The organism is Streptomyces toyocaensis, assembly GCF_000725125.1.
GTDB classification, from domain to species: Bacteria; Actinomycetota; Actinomycetes; order Streptomycetales; family Streptomycetaceae; genus Streptomyces; species Streptomyces toyocaensis.
Window position 1 is genome coordinate 1 of record NZ_JFCB01000050.1, and the last position, 24,223, is coordinate 24,223.

The following is a 24,223-nucleotide window of genomic DNA, read 5'->3' on the forward strand; positions in this document are numbered from 1 at the left end:
GACCCGGCCGACCCGGCGGCCGAGGCGGCGGCCTGACCGCGCGCACCGACCCGGCCGCCGGGCGGGTCAGGGCGTGAGGCCGAAGGCGGCGGCGCGCGGCACGAACGCCGTGCCGCCGTCCTCGGCCGTGGCCGGCACCGAGACGTACCAGGTCCCCTCGGCCGACCCGGCCGGCTCCTCCCGCGTCACCTCCGGCGTGCAGGTGCAGCGGGAGGCCACGTCCGTGACGGGGCGGCAGGTGGCGTCCTCCACGTACCGCATCTCCGCCTCGGTCGGGTCGAGCTCCGAACGCGCGGGCCAGGCGACGCCCTTGAGGCCGACTCGCCGCTCAGGCACTGCGGTTCGCGGTCGGCACCGGTCACGAGGTCACCCGGGCGCTCGGTGCCGTACGGGCCCCGCGCCCTCGGGCGAGGACCTGCCGTCCCCTCAGGAGCGGCTGCCCGGCCTGGTCGCCGGGTTCCGCCGCCTCGACCAGCCGGTGGACTGCGCGATCGACCCCCTGCCGGACGGCGCCGTCGCGGACGCGGCGTACGGCATCGTGCGCGAGGCGCTGACCAACGTGGCGCGGTACGCCCCCGGCGCACCCACCCGGGTGCTGTGCCGGTACGGCGACGACCGCACGGACGTCGTGGTCACCAACGGGGCGCCGCTGCCCGGCACGGGTCGCGCACGGCGCGGGTCCCGGCGGGGGGGGACGCGGGCAGGGCTTCCTGCGGTCCCGGGCCCGGGAGGCGGGCGGCACCCTGACCACCGGGCCGACGGCGGAGGGCGGCTGGGAGGTGCGCGCGGTCCTGCCCGGCCGGAGCGCCGCCCCCGTGGACCGGCCGGGACCGCGCGGCTGCCGCGCGGCGCAGGTGTCAACGCCCTGGTCATCGGCTGGTTCTCCCGCACGCTGCGCAGGGGCGGCGGGCGTCCGCGTAGGCCCTCACCGGGCGCGGACGACGAGGAGGGCCACGTCGTCGCTGCGGTGCGCGCGCCGGCGCACGTCGTCGACGAGGACCTCGGCGAGGGCCTCGGCGTCCGCGCCGCCCGCGCCCGCCAGCCGGTCGGCCAGGGCATCGGTCGCCACGTCGAGGTCGACGCCGGGGACCTCGACGAGACCGTCGGTGTACAGGACGAGCACGGCGCCCGGTGCCAGGGCGATCCCGGTGGCCGAGTAGGTGGCGGCGGGGTCGATGCCGAGCAGCAGGCCGGGCGGCAGGCGGAGCACCTCGGTGCGTCCCCCGGGGTGCCGCAGGACCGGCGGCGGGTGGCCGGCGGAGGCCAGGTGCGCGCGGTGGCGCGCGAGGTCGAGATGGGCGTAGAGGCAACTGGTGAACAGGCCGGGGTCGAGGTCGGTGAGCAGGCGGTTGGTGCGGGCGAGCACCTCTGAGGGAGGCGCGCCCGCCGTGGCGTGGACGGCGGTGCGGACCTGGCCCATCAGCGTGGCCGCCTGCACGCTGTGGCCCTGGACGTCGCCGATGGCGGCGGCGGCCGTCGTGTCGTCGAGGCGGATGAGGTCGTAGAAGTCGCCGCCGATCCCCATGCCGTGGCCGGCGGGCAGGTAGCGGGCGGCGACGTCGAGACCGGACATGCGGGGCAGGGCGCGGGGCAGCAGGCCGGCCTGCAGGCTGTGGGCGAGCCGGTGGTTGGCGTCGTAGAGGCGGGCGCGGTCCAGGGCCTGGGCGATCAGGCCGGCGAGGGAGGTGAGGACGGTGCGTTCCGAGGGGTCGAAGGGGTGGGGCAGGTCGTAGCCGAGGACGAGCGAGCCGACGGGGCGCCCGGAGACGATCAGCGGCAGGAAGCACCAGGCGGCCATGTCGTCCTGCAGGCGCGCGGAGGGGTGGGCCTCCCGCAGTTCGGAGGAGGAGGCGAAGAAGGAGGGCGTGCCGGTGGTCAGGCAGTGCGCCGCGGGAGCCGTTGAGCTCAAGGGGGAACCGTCGAGACGGTCGTGCAGCTCGCCGTGGCCGCCGCGGTGGCCGACGGTCCGCAGCCGGCCCTCCTCCGCGGTCATCAGGGCCAGGGCCTGGGCCCCGGTGGCGGGCAGCACCTGGTCGGCGACCCGGTCGGCCACGTCCCGCACGCCGACCGCTTCCGTCAAAGTCGCCGCGAGGTGCGTCAGGTGGTACAGCGCGGCCGTCCGGGTCGTGGCGGAGGCCGGAGTGGGAGGCGGTGCCTGCGCGGGGTCCGGGGCGTCCGCCGCCGGGACGGAGGCGATGCGCACGCTGATGCCCGTGGCGTCCGGGTACAGGCGGAAGGCCAGCCACCGGGCGGGCGGGCGCAGGGCGGTGAACGACGTGGGCCGGCGGCTGATCATCGAGGCCCGGTAGTTGTCCTGGGCGACCGGCGCGCTCAGCCACGGCAGCACCTCCCAGGGCCGGGCGCCCAGCAGCTCGGACACACCGGCGCCGAGCAGGCGGGCGGCGGTGGCGGACACGAACGTCATCCGGCCGTCCGGGTCGAGTGCGCAGCACCCGCCGGGAAGGCGCTCGGCGAAGCGGGCCGTCGCCGCCGCCGCCCCGGACGCCTCGGCGGCGCGGCCCACGGCGGGGGCTACGGCGTCGCGGGCCTCGGGCGGGGACACCATGCGCGGTGTCGCGCCGGGCACCACGGGGTGACCGCTGTCGGCGGCCATCCGCAGCAGGAGCCCGACGCGGTGGCAGACGCCGCCGATCGCGTCGCGCACCCCCGGGCTCAGCTCCCCGGGATGCGGACCGGGCCAGTGGAGCACGAGTCCGCCCCAGTCGGTGTCGCCCGTCGTGACCGGGGCGGCGGCCAGCGCGAAGGGGTACGGCAGTACCAGGGCCAGTTGCGGATAGCGGCGCGCCATCTCCTCCTGGCCCCCGAGCCACACCAGACGGCGGTCACGCAGGGCGTCGGCGACCGGAGTCGGCGCTTCCAGCCCGACCCGGGCCCAGGGCAGGGCGATCTCCCAGGGGACTCCGCTCAGCATCGCCAGCCGCAGCGCCCGCTCGTCCGGGGACCGCAGGTAGACGGCGCCCACGTTGGCGCCGGTGTCCCGCATGCCCTGCACCAAGGTGTGTTCCAGCAACTCCGGGACGGAGTCCTGGCCGGCCGCGGAGCGGGTGGCGTCCCGCACACCCTCACCCCCTGAGGACGAGGTCCGGGGAGGTCCGCCCATAGCAACGGGCGAAATGGTCGCATACCGGACGATACCTCCGGACGGGAGCCCGGTCACGCGCCCCGTCCCCTTCCGCCGGACGCGGCACCCGCGGAGGGGCCGGGCCACTTCGGCCCGGCCCCTCCCACCGTGTCAGGCGCCCGGCATCAGCACCGTGTCGATGATGTACACGTGGGCGTTGGCGGTCTTCACGTTGCCGCAGACCACCTTCGCCGAGTCGTTGACGGTGTAGGACTCGCCGGAGCCGGACGTGGTCAGCTTCGACTTCTCCAGCGTGTCGAAGGAGCCGTTCTCCAGGTCCTTCGGCGTGAGCTGCTGCCCCACGACGTGGTAGGTGAGGATCTTCGTCAGCTGCTCCTTGTCGTTGAGGACCTTGTCCAGCGTGGCCTTGGGGATCTTGGCGAACGCGTCGTTGGTCGGCGCGAAGACGGTGATGTCCTGCGCGTTGTTGAGGGTGTCGACCAGGCCGGCCTTCTTCACGGCGGAGACCAGGGTGGACAGGGCCGGGTTGTTGGAGGCCGCGGTGGCCACCGGGTCCTGGGCCATGCCGTCGAAGGAGCCCGCGCCGTCCTGCGGCACCGCCGAACAGGCCGGCCCGAAGGGCTCGTCGGCGCCGGCCGTGCTGCCGGAGCCGGCCATGCCCTCCTCGGAGGCCGGTGCCGACGCGGACGCCTTCGGCGAGTCAGCGGACTCGGCGGAGTCACTGCCGCCGTCGGAGCAGGCGCTCAGGGCGAGGGGCAGGACGGCCGCGGCGGCCAGCGTGACGGCGGTGCGGCGGAAGCGGGTGTTCACGATCGTTCTCCTGTGGTGAGGGCAGCGGACGCTGCGTTCATGGGGTGGAGCGTGGAAAGGGGTGGAAAGGGGGTGGGGGGTCAGTCGACGGTCACGACCACGGAGTGCCGGCCGGAGGCGCCGTCGGGGACGGTCCGGGTGCGCCGCGCCGTCTGCACCCGGCCGGTGCGGTCGGTCGCGCGGACGGTCAGGGTGTGACGGCCCCGGGTGGCCTCCCAGGGGAAGGACCACTGGCGCCAGGTGTCGCGGCTGTGCTCGGCCGCGAGGCCGGCCTGCTGCCAGGGGCCGTCGTCGACGCGGACTTCGACCTTGCCGATGCCGCGGTGCTGGGCCCAGGCGACCCCGGCGACCATGACCGTGCCGGCCCCGGGGCGGGCGAACGGCCGGGGGGTGTCGATACGCGACTGGGTCTTGACCGGCGCCCGCCGCGCCCAGCCGCGCTCGACCCAGTAGGGATCGTAGGAGTCGAACGTGGTCAGCTCGATGTCCTCGATCCACTTGCACGCGGACACGAACCCGTAGAGGCCGGGCACGACCATGCGGACGGGGAAGCCGTGCGCGAAGGGCAGCGGTTCGCCGTTCATACCGACGGCGAGCAGCGCGTCACGCCCGTCCATGACCTCCTCCACCGGGCTGCCGAGGGTCATGCCGTCGACCGAGCGGGCCACCAGCTGGTCCGCCGGGCCGCCCTTGGACGGCGGCGCGACCCCGCATTCGGCCAGCAGGTCGGCGAGCCGTACGCCGGTCCAGCGGGCGTTGCCCACGTAGGGCCCGCCGACCTCGTTCGACACGCAGGTCAGTGTGATGTCCCGCTCGACCAGCTCGCGCCGCAGCAGGTCGTCGAAGGAGAGCGTGCGCGGGCGACCGACTCCCCTGCCGTGGACGCGCAACCGCCAGGACGCGACCTCCACCTTCGGCACCACCAGCGCGGTGTCGACCCGGTAGAAGGAGCGGTTGGGGGTGAGGAGGGGACTGATCCCCGCGACCCGTACCCGGGCGCTCTCGGGCACGGCGGGCGCGGGTGAGTCCGGTGCCGGCAGGACGATCCCGTCACGGGAGGCCGCCGCGTCCCGGCCCCTCGTGGTGTTCAGCACCCGCCCGAGGACGCCGGCCCCGGCGGACGCGGCGACGGCGGCGGACGCCGTGAGCACGAAGCCGCGGCGGTCCCGGCCCGGCCCGCCCGGCGCCGGGGCACCCTCCGCGCCGGAACCCGCGTCGCGCGGCACGAGCCGGCCCGCCAGGACGTACAGCAGTACGGCGCCGACGACCGCGCCCGCCACGGAGGGCAGGGCGTCGGCCGGACCACCCGAGTCGGGCCTGCCGAGCGCCGCCACCGCACCGACCGCTCCGAACAGCAGAACGCCGGCGGCGCCCGCGCGCCGGAACCTGAGAGCGGTGATTCCCAGCGCCAGCGCGAAAAGCGTCAGCACGGCGAGAATGCCGATTTTCAGGACCAGTTTGTCGTCGGTGCCGAAATTCCGGATCGCCCAGTCCTTCACCGCGGCGGGAGTGCGGTCGATCGCCGCGCCTCCCACCGCGATGACGGGACCCGCCTGCGGACGGACGGCCGCCGAAGCCAGCTCCGCCGTGGCCAGAGCGGCGAAACCGGCCACGGCACCGCCGAGCGCGGCGGCCGGCCGCCGCGCCCAGCGGCGGCTGTCACGCGGTTCCTGCTTTTCTTCGGTCACGTGGGGAATCCGATTCCGCGGCCGCGGAGGATTGGTCGGATTCTGGATCTGATGAAGTTTTTTCCCGGACCAATCCGCGGCCCATTCGGCTACGGATCACACGAATGGGTCACAGCAATTCCGGACCGGTCAGGCCGGGAAGGCCAGCAGGGCGAGCGGCGCCGAGGTGGGCTGCGCGGAGCCGCCGGGCGGTTCGAGCGTGACCCCCATCCTCGCGGCCCCGTCGACGGCACCGCGCAGCAGGACGGTCTGGTCGGTCCTGCCGGGGTCCATCAGCCCGGCCGACCGCATGGTGCCGCCGTCCTCGAACCACAGCTGGTAGACCTTGCCGCCCGGCGGACGCGGCATCCCGGAGACGACGAACACGGCCCTGTCCCTGCTCCGGGACACGACGACGGTGCCGGTGGAGCCGTCGCCCAGCGCGGCGGTCCGCGTCCTGGCGTCCGGGGAGGCCAGCACGGCGGCGATCTCGTCGGCCGCCCTTTCCGCGCGGCGGGCGTCCCGCAGCGCGTCCTCGGCACGCTCGTACTGCCAGACCGCCCCGCCGAGCGCGGCGGCCGCCGCGAGACAGGCGGCGAGCGCCCACTGGGAGAGCCGGCGGCCGCGCGGACGGGCCCGGGCCGGGCCGAGGGGATCCGGCCCGCCCGGTGACTGCTGCCGGACGGTGGTGACGCGGCGCAGCACCCGCTCGCGCATGGCGGGCGGCGGCGTCACGACGGTGGCGAGGCCCAGCCGGGCCGCGGTGGCGGACAGTTCGGCGGTCTCCCGTGCGCACGGATCGCAGGCCGAGAGGTGACGCTCGAACGCGTCGCGCTCCTCCTCGGGCAGTGCGTGCAGCGCGTAGGCACCTGTCAGGTGGTGCGGATCGGTGGTGGTCACGCGGTCACCCCCAGGCAGTCGCGCAGACGGATGAGGCCGTCACGGAGCCGGGTCTTCACGGTGCCCAGCGGCAGGGTCAGCGCCTCCGCCGTCTGGCGGTAGGTGAGCCCGCGGTAATAGGCGAGGGTGACGGCCTGGCGCTGGATCTCGGTCAGCGTGCGCAGGCAGCGGCGCACCTGCTCCCGCTCGAGACGCGCCTCGACCTGCTCCGTCACCTCGTCGAACTCCGGTGTCCTGTCCAGCAGGGCGGCCTTGTGGTCGCGGGCCGCGGCCGCCTCCACCGACCGGACCCGGTCGACCGCGCGGCGGTGCGCCAGGGTGAGGATCCAGTTGATGGCCGTCCCGCGGTCCGCCCGGAAGCGGGGAGCGGTGCGCCACACCTCCACCAGGACCTCCTGGGCGACCTCCTCCGACTGCGCCTGATCACGCAGGACGGCACGGGCGACACCCAGGACGGGTCCCGCCACGACGTCGTAGACGGCGGCGAACGCCTCTTCGTCGCCCAGCGCCACCCGTCCGACCAGCTCCTGCAGATCCGGTTCGGACGAGGGGTTTCTGCCGATGTGTACGGCTTCTCTCACAGGGTGGCCTCCGTGGTCAGGACTTCTCCGGACGTAATCCGGTCCAGGTCGGGGTGCGGATTGGTCCCCGCGGAGACAGGTCCGGCGGCGCGGGGGACGGCGGTCCCGGCCCCGCGGACGCGCGTCGGCAGCGGTCCCGTGCAGAAGACGGCGATCTTCGGGTGGAGGAGGTTGCTCAGGTGGGCGGCGCCCGGCTTGACCACCGTGGGGGCGGTGACGGAGGCGGCCGGAACGGCCGCCAGGCCGGCCGCGGTGAGCACGCCCCGGGCGAGCAGACCCGCACGGCCGTCGCACACCGGCCGAGGCGAGGAACTGCGTGAGCACGAGCGCATCATCGCACCCGTCCCCGGCGGCGGACGTAAGGGTTTCGTCATCCGCCGCGCGGCCCGCGGCGGACGATCCGTCGTTTGAATGGGACGGAGACGGGATTCCTCCGGGAGGTGGGCGGTATGGAGCGTGCACGACGCGCGTGGTTCAGGCCGTGGGTGGGCGGCGTGCTGCTGGTGGCGGTCGCCGGGGCCGGGTTCGGGCTGTACTGGTTCCAGCCGTGGAAGCTGTGGCAGGACGAGACGGTCCAGGAGGCGCTGCCCGCGACCGCGGACGACGCGCGGACGCCTTCCGGCACGCCCTCGGCCGACGGGTCCTCCGCGCCGTCCCCGGCCGGTCCCGTGACGCTGTCGAGCGGTGAGCTGATCAGCCACGAACACGCGACGTCCGGCACGGTGAAACTCGTGCGGCTGGCCGACGGTTCCCATGTCGTCCGGGTGGAGAACCTCGACACCAGCAACGGCCCCGACCTGCACGTCTGGCTGACCGACGCGCCGGTCGAGGAGGGCCGGGCCGGCTGGCACGTGTTCGACGACGGCACGTACGTGAGCCTCGGCGAACTCAAGGGCAACAAGGGCAGCCAGAACTACGCGCTGCCCGCCGGCGTCGACCCGGCCCGGTTCAGCAGCGTCAGCATCTGGTGCGACCGCTTCGACGTCTCCTTCGGCGCGGCGGAACTCGCCCGGACCTGACGCGGCCGCGGGGAGGGGCGGGCCCGGGAGGAGCGGCCGGGCGGCCGCCCGCCCACATGGCTATTGACCTGCCTGGATGTGCTGTGCTTCCCTCGCGCGAGGGCTGGGGGCATCGCGGTCGGTGGTGCGGGGGCGGGATCGGAGGAGGGCGGGACCGGAACGCGGACCGTGCTCCGTCCGTCTTGCCACCCGTCCGGCCGCGACCACCGTCTAACGAAGCTGACAGAAGTTGACACACATACCACCGCAGAACCTTCCTCGAATACCCAAGGCGACCGAGGGCCCCGCAGGGCGCCGGCCACGGACCGTCCTGTGGACGCTGGCCGCCGTCGTGACCCTCGGCTTCCTCGTCGCGCTGGAGGCCGCCGCGCGTCACTACGGCACGCCGGGACCGATCACCCTCCAGGTCCGGGAGGTCGTCCACGCCCCCAAGTCGGGCGGTCTGCTGTACGCCGCCATGGCGCTGATGATGGTGGTGCTCACCTGGCGGGAACGGTTCTTCGCGGTGGGCGCGGCGATCGGTGTCGACCTCGCCTTCCTGCTGGTCCGCTGGGCGGTCGACGCCGACACCGCCGGCGGCCACCCCTTCGGCAACGGCGCCCTGTGGGTGACCCTGGGCGCCGCGGTCGTCGCCGTCACCCGCCGCACCGGCCCGGAACGCGTCCTGCTGCTGAAGGGCGTGGGGCTGGCGCTGCTCCTGATGGCCGGCCGCAAGACCGGCGACACGTGGCTGCTCATCACCTCGAAGACCCGCCCGACGGTGCTCGACCAGTACGTCGCCACCGCCGACCACGCGCTGGGCGACCCCTCATGGCTGGCGGGCCGGATCGTGGAGGCCACCGGTCCGGTCGGCTTCAACTTCCTCGACTTCGTCTACGGCAACCTCGCGGTCGCCGCGGTCGTCGCCGCGCTCCACCAGCTGCGCCACGTGGCGGCCGAGCGCCGCTTCCCCCGCCACCACCTGGTGCGCACGTTCCTGGTGATCGGCCTCGTCGGACCGGCCTTCTACATGATCTTCCCGGTGGTCGGCCCGCTCTTCGCCTACGGCACGGGCACCGAGCACTGGGCGGCGGTCAGCCTGTGGGCCCCGGACATGCCGCCGAGTGAGGCGTGGGCCGTGGCGAACCTGTGGCCCGGGACGCTGCCGCCGGTCGCCGCCCCGCAGCCCATGCCGTTCGACGGGATCACCCCGCGCAACTGCATGCCCAGCCTGCACACGGCGTGGGCGACCGCGATCTTCGTCCACACCCGCGGGGGCCCCCGGCTGCTGCGCTTCGCCGGGACGTTCTGGCTGGTCGCCACGCTCTGCGCGACGCTCGGCTTCGGCTACCACTACGGCGCGGACCTCATCGCCGGCGTGGTGTTCACGCTCACGATCGAGGCGGCGCTGCGCTGTCACGACCGCGGCTGGGACCGGGAGGGCATCTGGCTGGTCGCCCACGGCACCGTCGTCTTCACCGCGTTCCTGCTGTCGTACCGCTGGCTGCCCCTGGAGATGGCGCGCCACCCGTGGGTGGCCGGGCCGCTGCTCCTGCTCGCGACGGCGTCGGTGGTCCACGGCTACGTGCGGACCACCACGCGGTGGTCGCGGAGCACCGCACCGGTGCGGCGGCCCGAACCCCAGCCCGAGCCCGCCTGAAAGCCGGCGGACGCGGGTGGCGGTGCCGCGGCGGTCAGCGCACCGGGAAGCCGAAGGAGTACCCCTGCTCCTTGAGCCGGGGCAGGACGCGGCGCAGGGCTTCGACGGTCTGGGAGCGGTCGCCGCCCGCGTCGTGGAAGAGCAGCGTCGGCCCGTTCGGCAGCTCCCGCTCCACGGTGGCCACGATGGCGTCGGCGCCCGGCCGCTCGAAGTCCTTGGTGTCCACGTTCCAGCCCAGCGGGCGCATGCCACGGGAGGCGGCCAGCGTGCGGCTGTAGGGGGTGAAGGCCCCGCCGGGCGCCCGGTAGTACAGCGGCCGTACGCCTCCGGACGCCTCGGTGATCATGCGTTCGGCGTCGAGGATCTCCCGCGACTGGTAGGCCTCGGACTTCCGGTCCATGGCGGTGTCGTGCGACACCGAGTGGTCGCACAGCCGGTGCCCGGCCGCGACCACCTCCTTGACGAGGTCCGGGTGCGCCTGCGCCTGCGTCCCCGTCACGCAGAACGTGGCCTTCACCCCGTGCTCGCGCAGCAGGTCGAGCACCTGGGGCGTCCACGCCGGGTCGGGACCGTCGTCGATGGTGATGTTGACGCCGCGCGGCCCCTGGTCGGAGGCGTGCGCGATGTCCGCGGAGACCGGCTCGACGTCACCGCCCGGCGCCGCGGACGCGGACGCCTGCGGCGACGGGCCGCCCACCACGTCGGCCTGCGCGGTCCACACCGAGGCACCGACGGCCAGCACCGTCACCCCGAGCGCCGCCCCGGCCAGCTTGCCGTACCAGCTCCGCCCACCGCCGTGCCGTGCCATGTCCGCCCCGTTTCCGCACCGTTGCTCGTCCGCCCTGGGTCACTGCGACCACCTGGCAGGACGAGGGACGGGCGGCCCCGGATGCGTTCGTTACCGATCACGGACGAATCCGGGGGAGTTCGCGGACAAGCGGGACCGTCCGGCGGCGCGGGCACGCCGGGGGCGGCCGGTCGCAACGAGTACAGGGCCCGGCCACCCGGTGGCCGGACCCTGGAACACGTGGCGCTACCAGCGCCTCATGTGCGTGTCACCATCGATACCAGCGGCTGCGTCCGCCGCCGGTCGGTGTGGAGCGCATGACGAAGCCGAGCAGCCAGAGCACCAGCACGGCGATGGCGATCCACCAGAGCACCTTCACGGCGAAACCCGCGCCGAAGAGGATGAGCGCGAGGAGCAGTACCAGCAACAGGGGAACCATAGTTATCGACCTCCTGGGCCACCGTTTGCCCTGCGCCGCCGCCGTCATTCCTCGATGGCACCTTGTTTGTGAAGGAAAAGTGTGGGCACGCGGGTTGCACCTCGACAGAGGTGAAGAGGCTACGAGGAGGCGTGATCCATGAGTGCCGGTGAGAAGGCCAAGGCGAAGACCGAGCAGGCCCAGGGCAAGGCGGAGGAGACCGTGGGGCGCGCGGTCGGGAACGACCGCATGGCCGCCGAGGGCCAGGCCAGGAAGAGCACGGGTGACGCCCGTGAGGCCAAGGAGAAGACCAAGGACGCCTTCAAGCACTGATGCCTCCACGGCACGGCAGAACGGGGCTGTCCCGGGGTGAGCCCGGGACGGCCTCTGTCGTGTGCCGCGGTCGTGCCGGAACTGCCCGGTGGCTCTTGGTGTTCGGCGAGTGGGAGGTAGCAGGCGTTGACCCGTGGTGCGGAACAGCGGCCCTCGGTCGGCGTCTTGTGCGCCGGTGAGCCCGTCGGAGGCGGGAAGGAACAGGACTTGAGGGACCTGTTCGGTCAGTCGACGGCCGTCTTCGCCTCCCTGGCCGGGCCGGCCCACAGGGTGGAGGCGGCCAACCCCGCCTTCGTCGCCGCGATCGGCGGCGAGGAGCGGATCCGCGTCGGGCTGCCGCTGGGGCAGTTGATGCCGGAACTCGCCGGCCAGGGCTTCCTCGCCCATCTCGACCGGGTGTACCGCACCGGCGAACGGCACGTCGGCCGCAACGCCCGTGTCGTGCTCGGCGTCGGCGCCGAGGCGCGGGAGGCGTTCTTCGACTTCACCTACGAACCCCGGCTGGACGCGGGCGGCAACGTCATCGGCGTACGCGTCATCGGCGTGGAGACCACCCAGCTCATCCAGGCGCAGCGGCTGACGGTGGAGCACCGCGCCCTGGTGGAGCAGATCGCCCGGCAGGCCCCGCTGGACCAGGTGCTGGAGGGCATGGCCCGCGCCATCGAGGAGCTCACGCCCGAGGAGGTGCTCGTCTCCGTCCTGCTCGCCGACGCCGACGGCCGCCATCTGCGCCACGGCGCCGCGCCCAGCCTCCCCGACTTCTACAACCGGGCCATCGACGGCATCGCCACCGGTGAGGGCGTCGGCTCCTGCGGCACCGCGGCCCACCGCCGGGCGCCGGTCGTCGTCACCGACATCGCCACCCACCCCTTCTGGGACGACTTCCGCGACCTGGCCGGCCGGGCACGGCTGGCGGCCTGCTGGTCCACCCCGATCCTCGCCCGCGACGGATCGCTGCTCGGCACGTTCGCGATGTACCACCGCACCCCCCGGGTACCGCAGGACGCGGACCTGGCCCTGGCGCGGGTGTTCGCGGACACCGCCGCCCTGGCCGTCGAACGCCACCGGGCCGAGGAGGCGCGCCGGGCGGCCGAGGCCAGGGAGAAGGCCGCCCGGGCCGACCTCGCCTTCCTGCTGGAGGCCAGCACCCTGCTCACCGCCGGCCTGGACCACACCCAGACCCTCCAGCGCCTGGCCGGCCTGTGCGCCCCCAAGCTGGCGCCCCTGTGCGCGGTCGACGTCGTCGAGGCCGGGCGGGTCCGCCGCATCGCCACCGCCGCGCCCACCGAGGGTGAGGACGCGCTGCTCGCCGCCCACATACCGGTCTACGACGCCGACGACGACGCGGTCGCCCGCGTCCTGGCCTCCGGCCTGAGCGAGGTCGCCCGCCGCACCCCCACCGGCGCCGGACCCTGGCAGGACCTGAAGGTCACCGGCTACCTGTGCGTCCCCCTGCTCGACCGCGGCCGGACCTTCGGCACGCTCACCCTGCTCACCACCGGTGAGCACACCTTCGACGGGCACACCGTCGCCCTCGCCGAGGAGCTCGCCCGCCGCGGCGCCTCGGCCGCCCTCAACGCCCGCCAGTACGCCCAGCGCGTCACGCTCGCCCGCGACCTGCAGGCCGGTCTGCTGCTCCCCGAGGTCCCGGCCCTGCGGGGCGTCCAGGTCGCCACCCACTACCACCCCGCCGGCGAGGGCCTGGACATCGGCGGTGACTTCTACGACGTCTTCCCCCTGGCCGGCGAGGCGTGGGCGTTCATGCTCGGCGACGTGTGCGGGCGCGGCGCGACCGCCGCCACCACGACCGCCCTCGTCCGGCACACCGCCCGGGCCGTCGCGCCCCTGCTCCCGGGGCCCGGGAGCGTCGTCCAGGCGATCAACAAAGCGCTCCTCGACCGCCCCCACAGCCACGGAACCGGCTTCGTCACCCTGGTCTACGGCCACCTGGAGCCCACCGCGGACGGCGGAGTCGACCTCACCTTCGTCCGTGCCGGCCACACCCTCCCGCTCCACATGGACACCCGGCAGGGGGCGCGTCCCGTCGTCGGCGAGGGCTCCCTGCTCGGCATCGGCACCGACCTGCACCTGGAGGTGTCCCACCTCCACCTGCGCCCCGCCGAGAGCCTGCTGCTCTACACGGACGGCATCACCGAGGCCCGCGACCGCACCGGGGAGCAGTTCGGCGAGGACCGCCTCGTCCGCACCCTCACCGCCTCGCGGCCCGCCACCACGGCGCAGGAGGTCATCGACACCGTCACCGAGGCGGTGCGCGCCTTCTCCGGGCCCCACGAGAGAGACGACGACCAGGCCGCCCTGGTCCTCATGGCCGCGCCGCCGCCGCGGCGTTGACCGCTCGTCGGTTGCGATCAAGTCACCGGGACGGGAGCGTAGGAACGGGAGGCGAGCGGGGGTTTCGGAGCTTCCGGAGAATGCGATGCACATCAGTAATCCGGACAAGGCCGGAGATGTGGCGGGATCGCACAGGTCCTCATGGCATCAACGCGCCTCGGCGTATGTCGCGGAACTTCAGGCGGAGCTGGACAGAATCGAAGCCCGCGGTCATCTGTCCGACGAGGCGGTGCGTCTGCTGGAGAAGGCCGAGGTGCAGATCGATGCCGCCCGGCAGGCGCTGGACGCCAAGGAAACACCGATGTCCCTGGTTACCGGGTCGACCGTGGACCGGGCGTGGGCGAACATCCACCGGGCCGAACTGACCCTTCTCAAGCTTGCGGTCGAGAAGGACCTCACGGGGTGGGGGACCGAGGTCCTGGCGCGCGCCAAGCAACACCTGGGGGTCGAGGACCCCATTCGTCACGCTCTGGAGTCCCGGGTCGACTCCAACGGCAGGAAATTCGACGCGCGGTTCAAGGACTTGGCCGTCAGGGCGTTGCGTGCGGCCAACGACGCGCAGGACTTGGAGCGCTCGAGGCTCCGGAGCTTCCGGAACATCCTGCTGACGTCCGTCGTCATCACCAGTGTCATCGCCGCGTTGCTGGTGGTCTGGGGCTATGCCGACGCTCAGGCGATAGCCGGGAAGCTCTGCTTCACTTCGCCAGGTCCTGATGCTGAGAGGTTCTGCCCCATCGGAGGCAGTCCGTCAGGTGGCGATGTCCTGATCGTGGAATTCTTCGGTCTGTGCGGGGCGGTCCTGGCGGGAGCCGTTTCGCTGCGGAAGATGCAGGGCACTGCCACCCCGTACATGATGCCCATCTGCCTGCTGTTGCTCCGGTTGCCGGTCGGCGCACTCGCCGCCCTGTTCGGCCTCCTGATCATCCAGGGTGGGTTCATTCCCGGCCTGTCCGACCTCGACAGCGGGGCACAAATACTCGCGTGGGCCCTGGTTTTCGGTGTTGCTCAGGAGTCCATCACCCGTCTGATCGACGCGCAGGGCAGGAAGGTCATGGGAAATGTGAGGGGACCGTCACGCGGATTCGAGGAGGATGCCGGAGAGGAAACGGTTCACCTCGCGAAAATGCCTGTGGGGAGGGGGCCGCTGGACGGGGCGCCGGTCAAGATCCACAGGAAATCCGGACGGCGACACGTGTTCAACCGGTCTCCTGGGTAGCCCGGAGCCCGGAGCCCGGTGTGGCGGCCGTGGGCCGGACGCCGAAGCGGCACCGACCACCCGCGTCTCTTGCGCGGTGCTGACGCACCTCGTAGGTTACTGGCGAGTAGGTCGCTCGTCCAAGGAGTCGTCATGCCCTCGCTCGACCGTCACGACAACGTCTTCGTCCTCGATCTGGGTGACGGCGAGAACCGCTTCCACCCCGACTGGATCGGCGCGGTCGGCGCCGCGCTCGACGAGGTGGAGAAGGCGGAGGGCCCGCGCGCGCTGGTCACCGCCGCCACGGGCAAGTTCTACTCCAACGGGCTCGACCTGGAGTGGCTGTTCGCCCACGCCGACGCCTACCACGACTACGTCGTCTCCGTTCACGAGCTGTTCGCGCGGCTGCTGTCGCTGCCGGTCGTCACCGTGGCCGCGCTGCAGGGCCACACGTTCGCCGCCGGTGCGATGTTCTCCCTGGCCCACGACTTCCGCGTCATGCGCGCCGACCGTGGCTACTGGTGCCTGCCCGAGGCGGACATCGACATCCCCTTCACCCCCGGCATGGCCGCCCTCATCCAGTCCCGGCTGACGCCGCGGACGGCGCACGAGGCCATGGTCACCGCCCGCCGGTACGGCGGCGCCGACGCCGCGGCCGCCGGCATCGTCGACCGCGCGGTCCCCGAGGAGGCCGTACCCTCCACCGCCCTCGACATCGCCCGGGCCCAGTCGGCCAAGGCCGGCGCCACCCTCGGCACCATCAAGGCGCGCATGTACGCCCCGGCCCTGACCACCCTGCGCGACACCACGAACCCGCTCGGCTGAGCGGCGCCCGGCCGGGGGAGTGCCGGTCGTACCCGCCCGCCTCGGTCCGCCGGCGCCGGTACGGCGCAGGCGTCGGCGAGGGCCGGGGTGTCCCGGTGGAACACCGCGTCGGCACTCCGGCAGGTGTTGTCGGACCCGTACGTGAGGATCTCCTCGTGGAGCGTTCGAGCGTGGGAGGGGGAGATGGCATGACGACGGGTGAGCTGCTGACGGCGCGGGCCGGGACGGCGGCCCTCGACGATCACGGCGTGGTGGTCGCGCTGGACGGGCTTGTCGACGGCATGGGGTACTGGAGCGGCAAGGGGGCGCTGGCCGGTATCGAGCGGACGGGGCGCTATCTGGCAGGGACGTGGGAGCCGGCCGCGCCCGACGAGGGGCCGGGAAGGGCCGGGGACGGGTCCTGGACGCGGTTCATCGGACGCATCGGTGCCGTGGCGCTGCGTGCCGCCGTGGAGCCCACCCGCGACGAGCGGCGCCGCCGGCTGCTCGCGCTGCTGGAGATCTGGGCCGACAGCCCCTTCGCCGATCCCCGGGCGGTGCTGCGCACCGGCCTCGTGCGGCCGGCCGACGGCGGCCCCGAGGCCGTCCGGGACGAGCGGGGGGCGGGTGTCGCGGTCGGCTGGGCCGCCGACGGGCTGCGCACGTTCGTCGACCTGCGGACCGGGGAGGCGGACCCGCCGGGGCTCGGGGTGGTCGAGGAGGTGACCGACGTCCCGCGCGGGGGATGGGGCAGCGCCGGGCAGGTGCGCCGCCTGCTGGACCTGATCCGGGAACGCGGGCCGGTGCCGTGGGACCCCGACGCGGTGGCCCTGCTGCGGGACGGCACCGGGACGGGCAGGGCGGCGGCGTCCTTCGCCCTGGCGGGGATGCTCGCCGTGGGATACCTGCCGCACCTCGACGAGCGGGAGCGCCGGATCCACGGGCTCAAGGTGGCCGAGGTCGAGGACGGCTTCCACGAGTGCGCCGGTAAGCGCCCGCTCGACCGTCTCGAACTGGCGGCGGACGTCCTGCCCGAGGACCCCGCCGAGCTGTGGGAGCCGCACGGCCTGCGCACGGTGGCGGAACGGATCGCGCACGCGTGGCGGGAGCGGTACGGCCGGCGGACCCCGGTCCCGGAGCGCACCTTCAACGCCGTCATCGAGCTGCGTCCCTTCCCGCTGCCGGCGGCCCGCTTCTGCGCCGCGTTCACCGACCACACCTCGATACGCGGCCTCGGATCGGACCTCGGCACCTGGATCCGGAACAGCGAGCACGGCCCCTTCGTGAGCGCCGAGGGCCGGGGCCTCGTCGATTTCGAGGACACGCTGAGCGCCGTCGTGCCGCACCTCTTCCGCGTCTGCACGGAGCTCCCGGCCGGTGACCCCGTCCGCGACGGGGCGCCCGGGCTCGTCCGTTCGCTGCGGGAGCGGCTGAACCACCCGGGCCTGCTGCTGAACGCCGGCACGCTCAGCCGCACGGTGGGACACAGGGTCGCCGATGTGCGCGACAGGTTCGGCTCGCGCCCCTGCACGGGAGGTCCGGAACCGCTGGACGTCGCGAGCGCCGACGACGGACTGACCGTGGTCGTGGACGGCGTCGTCGACCGCAGGGGCGAGCGGTCCCAGCCCCGGCTGTTCTTCCGCCCGGCCCACCACGGTCTCGACGAGCGCTCCCGCACGCTGTCGGCGGTCCTGGCGGGCATGCGTCACGGCTCCGGGATCGAGGCGGTGGAATGGCTGCGCGGTCCGGCCTGCGCACGCATCGTCGAGCGCGTCGAGGACCCCTCGCTGCCGGTGGGGGCGTACGAGACGAACCCGGCCCTCTCCGCCCCCGGCGTCCTGGCACGGGCCGCCGGCGAGCTCGGCGTCGACGAGGACGCGGCGGCCCTCTACCTGCAACTGCTGACCCTCTACGCGCCGACCGACCGCAACGTCCGCACGTGGAACGGCTGGAGGCCCGCCCGTCACCAGAACGCCGCCGCCGTGCTGGCCGAACGCGGCCTGGCCGTCGAGGACAAGCGTGCCCGGGCGGGCCGAGGGCTCTTCCTGCCCGGCGAGTGGATCCACGCCCAGAAGCCCTTCCAGCCCATGGAGGCGTGGAAGGCGGACCTGCTCGGGGTGGGACGCTCCTACAACGGCCGCCTGGACAACCCCCTCCCCCTGCCCACCCGCACGCTGCCCGAGTTGTTCGCCCACGCGTGGAACCTGGTCGAGGAGGGACGGGGTCCCTCGGCATGAGGCCGGCGGGCCGCAGCCGTTCGCCGACGCCCGCCGGGCCGCGGGGCCCGCGGGTCCAGGCCGCGGGACGGCTGGCCCGGCCCACGCTCATCACGGTGAATGCCGCCCGGGACAGGGTGGCCGTCCTGACGCCTCAGGGGGTGTCTAGTTCCGTCGTCCCTGGTTCCTGGGGTGGTTGCGGGCCGTGCGCTCGTTGCCGAACTTGTAGGAGCCGGTCCAGCGCGCCATCACCTCCTGCGCGTCGCCGGACTCCACCTCCTCGGTGAACTGGACGGCGCGCTGACCGCGCAGTGTGGTGGCCCTGCGGCCCCGGTGGGTGATGACGACGGTGCCGTCGGCGCGCGTCTCGTAGCTGAATCCGAACGGTGCGGGCATGACCGGTTCCACCTCGTGTCTGTCGTGTCGTGCGGGCAGCGGTACGCGCGGACCCTAGCCGGTGCGGGGGACCGCACCGGCCGGTGCCGGCGGGAGGTGCACCGGGAGGGGGCGCGGGACCGTTCCCTCCTCCTCGGCGAGACGGGCACGGGCGAAGAGGCGCACCAGCGGATGCATCCGGTACCCGTACCCGTCACGCTGCCGGACCACCTCGCACCAGTGGGCCTCGGCGAGTCCCGCGAGCAGGTCCTCCGCCCGCTCGGGAGCGGTTCCGAGCGCCCTCGCGGCGGCGTGCGGAGGCACCGCGTGCGGGCCGAGGGCCGAGTGGAAGCGCAGGGCGCGCCGGCTCTGCGGGTCCAGCCCGCGGTACGCCGCCCACAGGCGGTCGGTCAACGACAGGTCGCCCAAGGTGAGTTCGTCCAGGGTGCGCCGGGGCTCGGCCAGCCGCTCCGCGAGGCGGGCCAGTGGCCAGTGGGGCCGGGCCGCTGCCCTGCCCCCGGCGATGCGCAGGGCGAGCGGAAGCCCGGCACAGGCCCGGACGATGCCGGCCGCGGCACCCGGCTCGGCCGAGGCGCGGGAACCTCCCGCCAGCTTCTCGAAGAGGGCGCGGGCGTCCGCCGCGGGCAGCGGTCCCAGCGTGGTGCGCCCCACCGCGTCGAGCGCGTGCAGTCCCGAGCGGCTGGTGACCAGGGCCGCGCAGCCGTCGGTCGCGGGCAGCAGCGGACGCACCTGCCGCTCCCCGTGCGCGTCGTCGAGGACGAGCAGCAGCCGGCGGCCCGCGATACGGGTCCGGTAGGCGCGGACCCGTTCGTCGAGCGTGCCGGGTGTGCGTCCGGCCGGAACGCCGAGGAGCCGCAGCAGTTCGCCGAGCGCGTCGGCCGGGTCCAGCGGCGCGGGGCCCGAGCCGCGCAGATCGAGATGGACCTGCCCGTCCGGGTAGCGCTCCGCGGCGCGGTGGGCGGTCACGAGGGCGAGTGCCGTCTTGCCGGCGCCGGGCATGCCGGTCACGGTGTGGACGGCGGGGCCCGGACACCGTCCGGTGAGTGCTTCGGTCAGCCGCGCCACCTCCTGCTCGCGCCCGGTGAAGCCGGTCGGCGCGGGCGGGAGTTCGGCGGGAGCGGGCGGCCCGGCGCGGTCCGCGGCCGCACCGGTGGCCGCCGTGGCCCGTACCGTGGTGCGGGGGAGCAGCGACGGGTGCCCGGTGAGCAGCGCCTGGTGCAGCCGCTGCAGGTCCGCGCAGGGTTCCAGGCCGAGTTCCTCGGCGAGCGTGGCGCGCGCGGCCCGGTAGGCGGCGAGCGCGTCGGCCTGCCGCCCGGAGCGGTACAGAGCGGTCATCAGCTGGCCGCGCAGCCCCTCGCGCAGCGGGTTGGCCGCGATCAGCGCGATGAGTTCGGGGATGACCTCGGTGTGCCGCCCGAGGTCCAGGTCGGCGTCCAGGCGCCGCTCCAGGGTGGTGAGCCGCTCCTCTTCGAGCCGGTCGCGCTCCAGGTCGGCGAGCGGGTCGCAGACCCCGCCGAGGGCCGTGCCGCGCCAGACGTCGAGCGCCTGCCGCAGCACCCTGGCGGCGGTACCGGGAGCGCCGCCGGCGAGCGCCTCGGTGCCGCGCGCCGCGTACTGCCGGAACGCCAGCAGGTCCACCCCGACGCCGTGTTCCGGCAGGCGGAGCAGGTACCCGGGGCGACGGCGCTCCACCCTGACGGCGGGGCCGAGCAGCCGGCGTACCCGGGAGGCATAGGTGTGGATCTGGGCCGAGCAGGTGGCGGGCGGTGACTCGCCCCAGAGCAGTGCGGTGAGTTCGGTGTCGGGCACCACCCGGCTCCGGGCGAGCAGCAGGGCCGCCAGTACGGTCCTGGGCTTGGCCCCGCCCAGGTCGACCGGTGTCCCGTCGCGGCGGGCCTCGATCGGCCCCAGCAGGTTCAGGGTCAGGCTGTCCTGTGCGGCCACGGTGTTCACGGGCCCCAGATGTTGACCGGCTTGGGCGTGGCGGGCACACCCTTCGGGGCGTGGACCGCGGTCACGGACCGCTCGGACGTCAGGCCCCCGGCGGTGCTCGCGGCGGCGACGGCGCACACGGCGGCGAACGCGGCGACGGTGGCGACGGCGGACGTGGTGATGGCGCGGAACGAGAGTTTCATCGGTACCCCTGTGGACAAAACGGTCGTCTGGTCACGGCCGGGTGCGCACACGGAGGTGCGCCGGCCGGGCCCTTCCGGGGCGGTCCGCGTGGTCGACGCGGGCCCCGTCCGGTGACACCACCCTGGTCGTCACCGGCCGCTCCGGACAGGGGGAACCCGTGTCAGGGAGCTGCAATGGCAGGACCCTGACAGATGGGCGGAGCGGGCTGGGCCCGCCCGGAACCGCGGTGGCCCGCGGTTCTCAGTGCTCGCTCCGGTCACCGAGCAGCTCGACGAGGAGGGGCAGGGGGACGGAGGAGCGTCTGCTGAACCGGGGCCCGTCGGCCGCGCAGCGATCGAGGACCGTGTCGCAGCACCGTTCCGCCTCGGCCAGTGTGGGCCGTTCGACGAAGAGCACCGCCTCCACGGACCTGCCGTACGGCTGCGCGTAGATGTGCTCCACGCCGTCGCCCGGGCGGACGGCCGCCCACAGCAGGGAGCGGGTTTCCGGGAGCGACGGCGGCGGGACACTGTCGACGGTGTCGAGCCGGACATTCACGAGATACACGGGAATCGCCCCACAGATATTTTCCTGGCGTCTCTGAAACCAACACGGATTTCCAGCCATCCCCTAGAGTGTGGCTCCACAGCGGCGCTCCGGCCCGACCTGGAAGACCGGGAGCCGCCGGCGGTCGCCTGGGCCGCCACCCTTGGGGGAGGGGGAAGCATGCTGGGGGAACTGGGCCTCGGACCCGACGAGGAGGCCGTGTACCGGACCATGCTCGCGGAGGGGGCGGGCGGCGTGTCCGGCCTCCGCGAAGCGCTCGGCTGGAGCGAGGAACGCACCCGCGCGGCGCTCGACCGGCTGGCCGCCCTCTCGCTGGTGCGGCCTTCGCCGGACGGCGGTCCCGGCCGGGCCGTCGACCCGGAGGTCGGCCTGACGTCGCTGCTCATCGACCAGGAGGCCGAAGTCCTGGAGCGCCAGCGGCAGATCAGGGCGAGCCGCCTCGCGGTGACCCGGATGGTGGCCGATATCCGCGCCCACAGCGGCCCGACCGCCGAGGTGCACAAGCTCAGGAGCATGGACGAGATCCAGTCGAGGATCGAGCACCTCGCCGACACCTGCACCGCCGAGATCGCGGCGTTCGTCCCCGGCGGCGGACAGAGCGAGCGGCACCTGGAGGCCGCCAGGCCGCTGGACCGGGCCGCCGCCGGCCGGGGCGTACGGCTGCGGTACGTCTTCCTGGACAGTGCCCGCAACTGCCCGGCCACCCGGGCGTACGCGCAGTGGCTCACCGAATGCGGCGGCCAGGTGCGCACCGCGCCCCGGCTGCCCTCGCGGATGCTGATCTACGACCGCGTCACGGCGATCCTGCCGATGGATCCGGCCGCCGCCGACCAGGGCGCCCTGGTGCTGCACGGCACCGGCGCCGTCGCCGCTCTGATGACCCTCTTCGACCAGACCTGGCAGCAGTCGTGCCCGCTGGGCGAGGCCGTCGCGATCCGGGCCGGCGAGGACCGGCCGTCGCCGCCGGAGCAGGCCGTGCTCGAACTGCTCGCGGAGGGGATGACGGACGACGCGATGGCCCGCCAGCTGGGCGTGTCGGTGCGCACCGTCCGGCGCATCACAGCCGAGCTGATGCTCCGTCTGGGCGCGCGCAGCCGGTTCGAGGCGGGTGTGCTCGCGCACGACAAGGGCTGGGTGCAGCGCTGATCGCCCGTCCGGCATGCCCGGTCACCGTCCCGTTCTCCTCGTGCGGCCGCGCGCCCATGGTGTCAGCACGTCCTACTTTTCCTCTGCACCGGCCATCTGCAGGGTCTCCCGGACGGGCCCGGTCCGCCCGCGGAACCAGTCGATTGTCTCGATCAAACCGCGTTCGGTGCTGAACTCCGGTGTCCAGCCCAGCTCTTCGCGTGCGCGCGTGATGTCGGGCCGCCGGACGGAGGGGTCGTCGACCGGCCGGGGAACGTGGACGATGTCGGCGGTGGAGGCCGTCAGCTCGCGGATCCACTCGGCGAGCCGGAGGACCGGGATCTCCTCCTGGTTGCCGAGGTTGACCGGCCCGGCCAGCCGCGTGCCGGTCATCCGCACCAGGCCGTCGACCAGGTCGGACACGTAACAGAGCGAGCGTGTCTGCGAGCCGTCGCCGGCCACGGTGATCGGCTCGTGGGCGAGCGCCTGCCGGATGAAGGTGGGCACGGCACGCCCGTCGTGGGCGCGCATCCGGGGGCCGTAGGTGTTGAAGATCCGCACGATGCCGGTGTCGACGCCGAAGGTCCTGCGGTACGCCATGGTGAGGGCCTCGGCGTACCGTTTGGCCTCGTCGTACACCGAGCGCGGGCCGACCGGGTTGACGTTGCCCCAGTAGCTCTCCGGCTGGGGGTGCACCAGCGGGTCGCCGTATGTCTCCGACGTGGAGGCGAGCACGAACCTGGCGCCTTTGGCGCGGGCGAGGTCCAGCAGGTGCCGGGTGCCCTCGGAGCCCACGCGCAGGGTCTCCAGGGGAAGTTCGAGGTAGTCGATCGGCGAGGCGGGCGACGCCAGGTTGAGGACGGCGTCGACCCGTCCCGCGATCGGCGGCACCCCGTCACAGACGTCGGCCTCGATCAGCCGGAACCGGCTCTCGCCGGCGAGGTGGGCCACGTTGTGGGCCTCCCCGGTGACGAAGTTGTCGACGCAGACGACCCGCCAGCCGTTCGAGAGCAGCCGCTCGCACAGATGCGAGCCGACGAACCCCGCGCCACCGGCCACCACCGCTGTCCTGGTCATGTCCATCCCTCCCTGAATTCCCTGCCGAACACCCGTGTGCAGGGCATTCCCGTGATGCTCGCGGAGGAATTCGATGACATCCCCCCGGGTGTCCCGGTATTTGACCGCACGGAGAAAACCGGCGCAACGCTGCGTTTTTCACGGACAGCAGCGGTGTGAGGTTCTCATGTTCGGGGTGAAGAACTCATGCCGGATTCCCGGTGGTTTCTTCATGCGAAAGTGGTGAGGCAGGCACTACCGAATGGGTGGGACCGCGCCGCAGAATCGGTGCACCGACAGCGGCAGAAAAACATTCGGGTCACCGAAACGACGTAGGGACATCCGGCCGCACGCCACACGAGGAGCAGCCCGCATGACGCAGAACGCGATCACCGCAGAGAACGTCGAAGAGCTCATCGCCAAGAACATCACGGAGCGGTTCGACAACGACCACGAGGTCCTGGGGCTCTCTCAGCACTTCCGCCGCGAGGGCTACGTCAAGCTGCCCGGACTGGTCTCCGAGGAGGTCTTCGAGGCGGTCGCCGCCGAGACCCACCAGCTGATCGACACGCACCAGAAGCGGATCGACATCCGTCTCAAGGAGACCGGCGACTCGCCGCGCTTCATGTCCACCGTCGGCCAGCGGGCGATCGCCACCGACGGGTCGCTGATCCCGGCCGTCTACGAGTCGCCGGCGCTCAAGGGCTTCCTGTCCCGCCTCGCCAAGGAGGAGGTCATGGACTGCCCGTGGGACGAGGAGAAGTACATCATCACCCGCCAGCACCAGAAGGGCGACACCCACGGCTGGCACTGGGGCGACTTCAGCTTCACGGTCATCTGGCTGATCGAGGCGCCCTCCCTGGAGTACGGCGGCATGCTCCAGTGCGTCCCGCACACCGACTGGAACAAGGACGACCCGCGCGTCGAGGAGTACCTGCAGCAGCACCCGATCCGCTCGTACGGCCACGCGCGGGGCGATCTGTACTTCCTGCGCTCGGACACCACGCTGCACCGCACGGTTCCGCTGAACGCCGACAAGACCCGCATCATCCTCAACACCTGCTGGGCGAGCCGCACGGACAGCCAGAAGGCGACCACCCACGAGACGATGAACGCGATGTTCGACTGACCGGGAAAGGG

General features: G+C 73.5%; 23 protein-coding genes. 9 read left to right on the forward strand and 14 right to left on the reverse strand.

Going from position 1 to position 24,223, the window contains the following annotated elements:
* Positions 1 to 66 precede the first annotated feature (66 nt).
* The 7 genes from BU52_RS31080 to BU52_RS31115 all read right to left on the reverse strand — a co-directional run bounded on the left by BU52_RS31080 (position 67) and on the right by BU52_RS31115 (position 7,357).
* The gene (locus tag BU52_RS31080) at positions 67 to 336 is read right to left on the reverse strand and encodes a DUF5707 domain-containing protein (RefSeq protein WP_051858735.1); all 270 of its coding nucleotides are present in this window, start codon (positions 334 to 336) and stop codon (positions 67 to 69) included.
* Positions 337 to 925: 589 nt separating this feature from the next.
* Positions 926 to 3,121 carry a SpoIIE family protein phosphatase gene (locus tag BU52_RS31090; protein ID WP_078903542.1) on the reverse strand — a complete coding sequence of 732 codons (2,196 nt, stop codon included), beginning with the start codon at positions 3,119 to 3,121 and terminating at the stop codon, positions 926 to 928.
* A 132-nt stretch (positions 3,122 to 3,253) separates the two neighbouring features.
* On the reverse strand, positions 3,254 to 3,913 hold the full coding sequence (locus tag BU52_RS31095; RefSeq protein WP_037940849.1) for a fasciclin domain-containing protein: 660 nt from the start codon (positions 3,911 to 3,913) through the stop codon (positions 3,254 to 3,256).
* A gap of 80 nt (positions 3,914 to 3,993) precedes the next feature.
* Entirely contained in the window at positions 3,994 to 5,601 is a 1,608-nt protein-coding gene (locus tag BU52_RS31100) for a molybdopterin-dependent oxidoreductase (protein ID WP_037940851.1), read from the reverse strand.
* 129 nt (positions 5,602 to 5,730) lie between these two features.
* Positions 5,731 to 6,480 (reverse strand): anti-sigma factor, encoded by a 750-nt coding sequence (locus BU52_RS31105; protein ID WP_037940853.1) that lies wholly within the window; start codon positions 6,478 to 6,480, stop codon positions 5,731 to 5,733.
* Positions 6,477 to 7,061 (reverse strand): sigma-70 family RNA polymerase sigma factor, encoded by a 585-nt coding sequence (locus BU52_RS31110; RefSeq protein ID WP_037940854.1) that lies wholly within the window; start codon positions 7,059 to 7,061, stop codon positions 6,477 to 6,479. Before BU52_RS31110 ends, BU52_RS31105 begins: the two co-directional genes overlap by 4 nt.
* Positions 7,058 to 7,357: a hypothetical protein gene (locus BU52_RS31115; RefSeq protein ID WP_037940857.1), complete on the reverse strand. Its 300-nt coding sequence runs from the start codon at positions 7,355 to 7,357 to the stop codon at positions 7,058 to 7,060. Before BU52_RS31115 ends, BU52_RS31110 begins: the two co-directional genes overlap by 4 nt.
* Before the next feature lie 153 nt (positions 7,358 to 7,510).
* Between BU52_RS31115 and BU52_RS31120 the strand changes: the two genes are divergently transcribed.
* Positions 7,511 to 8,080 carry a DM13 domain-containing protein gene (locus BU52_RS31120; protein ID WP_037940859.1) on the forward strand — a complete coding sequence of 190 codons (570 nt, stop codon included), beginning with the start codon at positions 7,511 to 7,513 and terminating at the stop codon, positions 8,078 to 8,080.
* A gap of 319 nt (positions 8,081 to 8,399) precedes the next feature.
* The gene (locus BU52_RS31125) at positions 8,400 to 9,719 is read left to right on the forward strand and encodes a phosphatase PAP2 family protein (RefSeq protein WP_037940909.1); all 1,320 of its coding nucleotides are present in this window, start codon (positions 8,400 to 8,402) and stop codon (positions 9,717 to 9,719) included.
* Between the two features lie 34 nt (positions 9,720 to 9,753).
* Here the strand turns inward: BU52_RS31125 and BU52_RS31130 are convergent, their stop codons facing one another.
* Together BU52_RS31130 and BU52_RS31135 are read right to left on the reverse strand one after the other, a co-directional pair.
* Positions 9,754 to 10,527, reverse strand: coding sequence for a polysaccharide deacetylase family protein (locus tag BU52_RS31130; RefSeq protein ID WP_037940862.1), 774 nt, complete (start codon positions 10,525 to 10,527; stop codon positions 9,754 to 9,756).
* Between the two features lie 247 nt (positions 10,528 to 10,774).
* Complete coding sequence (locus BU52_RS31135) at positions 10,775 to 10,945, reverse strand: hypothetical protein (protein WP_037940864.1); 171 nt, start codon at positions 10,943 to 10,945, stop codon at positions 10,775 to 10,777.
* 138 nt (positions 10,946 to 11,083) lie between these two features.
* Between BU52_RS31135 and BU52_RS34390 the strand changes: the two genes are divergently transcribed.
* From BU52_RS34390 to BU52_RS31155, 5 genes are all read left to right on the forward strand, one after another.
* Positions 11,084 to 11,257, forward strand: a complete 174-nt coding sequence (locus BU52_RS34390) for a CsbD family protein (protein ID WP_078903543.1) — start codon at positions 11,084 to 11,086, stop codon at positions 11,255 to 11,257.
* Between the two features lie 207 nt (positions 11,258 to 11,464).
* A complete protein-coding gene (locus tag BU52_RS31140; RefSeq protein ID WP_235216466.1) occupies positions 11,465 to 13,609 on the forward strand; it encodes a SpoIIE family protein phosphatase in 2,145 nt (714 codons plus the stop codon).
* 85 nt (positions 13,610 to 13,694) lie between these two features.
* The gene (locus BU52_RS31145; protein ID WP_051858736.1) at positions 13,695 to 14,825 is read left to right on the forward strand and encodes a hypothetical protein; all 1,131 of its coding nucleotides are present in this window, start codon (positions 13,695 to 13,697) and stop codon (positions 14,823 to 14,825) included.
* 132 nt (positions 14,826 to 14,957) lie between these two features.
* Positions 14,958 to 15,629: an enoyl-CoA hydratase-related protein gene (locus BU52_RS31150; RefSeq protein ID WP_037940866.1), complete on the forward strand. Its 672-nt coding sequence runs from the start codon at positions 14,958 to 14,960 to the stop codon at positions 15,627 to 15,629.
* A 188-nt stretch (positions 15,630 to 15,817) separates the two neighbouring features.
* Positions 15,818 to 17,845, forward strand: a complete 2,028-nt coding sequence (locus tag BU52_RS31155; protein ID WP_037940867.1) for a hypothetical protein — start codon at positions 15,818 to 15,820, stop codon at positions 17,843 to 17,845.
* A gap of 144 nt (positions 17,846 to 17,989) precedes the next feature.
* On the opposite strand, the gene BU52_RS31160 is transcribed toward BU52_RS31155, so the two are convergent.
* The 4 genes from BU52_RS31160 to BU52_RS31175 all read right to left on the reverse strand — a co-directional run bounded on the left by BU52_RS31160 (position 17,990) and on the right by BU52_RS31175 (position 20,902).
* Positions 17,990 to 18,220, reverse strand: coding sequence for a hypothetical protein (locus BU52_RS31160; protein ID WP_037940916.1), 231 nt, complete (start codon positions 18,218 to 18,220; stop codon positions 17,990 to 17,992).
* 54 nt (positions 18,221 to 18,274) lie between these two features.
* Positions 18,275 to 20,173, reverse strand: a complete 1,899-nt coding sequence (locus tag BU52_RS31165) for an AfsR/SARP family transcriptional regulator (RefSeq protein ID WP_051858737.1) — start codon at positions 20,171 to 20,173, stop codon at positions 18,275 to 18,277.
* Positions 20,170 to 20,355, reverse strand: a complete 186-nt coding sequence (locus tag BU52_RS31170; protein WP_037940868.1) for a hypothetical protein — start codon at positions 20,353 to 20,355, stop codon at positions 20,170 to 20,172. The genes BU52_RS31165 and BU52_RS31170 overlap by 4 nt, the downstream gene beginning before the upstream one ends.
* Positions 20,356 to 20,596: 241 nt before the next feature.
* Entirely contained in the window at positions 20,597 to 20,902 is a 306-nt protein-coding gene (locus BU52_RS31175; protein WP_037940869.1) for a hypothetical protein, read from the reverse strand.
* Between the two features lie 159 nt (positions 20,903 to 21,061).
* Between BU52_RS31175 and BU52_RS31180 the strand changes: the two genes are divergently transcribed.
* Entirely contained in the window at positions 21,062 to 22,048 is a 987-nt protein-coding gene (locus BU52_RS31180; protein ID WP_037940871.1) for a helix-turn-helix transcriptional regulator, read from the forward strand.
* Between the two features lie 72 nt (positions 22,049 to 22,120).
* Here the strand turns inward: BU52_RS31180 and BU52_RS31185 are convergent, their stop codons facing one another.
* Positions 22,121 to 23,104 carry a UDP-glucuronic acid decarboxylase family protein gene (locus BU52_RS31185; protein ID WP_037940918.1) on the reverse strand — a complete coding sequence of 328 codons (984 nt, stop codon included), beginning with the start codon at positions 23,102 to 23,104 and terminating at the stop codon, positions 22,121 to 22,123.
* Positions 23,105 to 23,456: 352 nt separating this feature from the next.
* Between BU52_RS31185 and BU52_RS31190 the strand changes: the two genes are divergently transcribed.
* Entirely contained in the window at positions 23,457 to 24,212 is a 756-nt protein-coding gene (locus BU52_RS31190; protein WP_037940874.1) for a HalD/BesD family halogenase, read from the forward strand.
* Positions 24,213 to 24,223 lie beyond the last annotated feature (11 nt).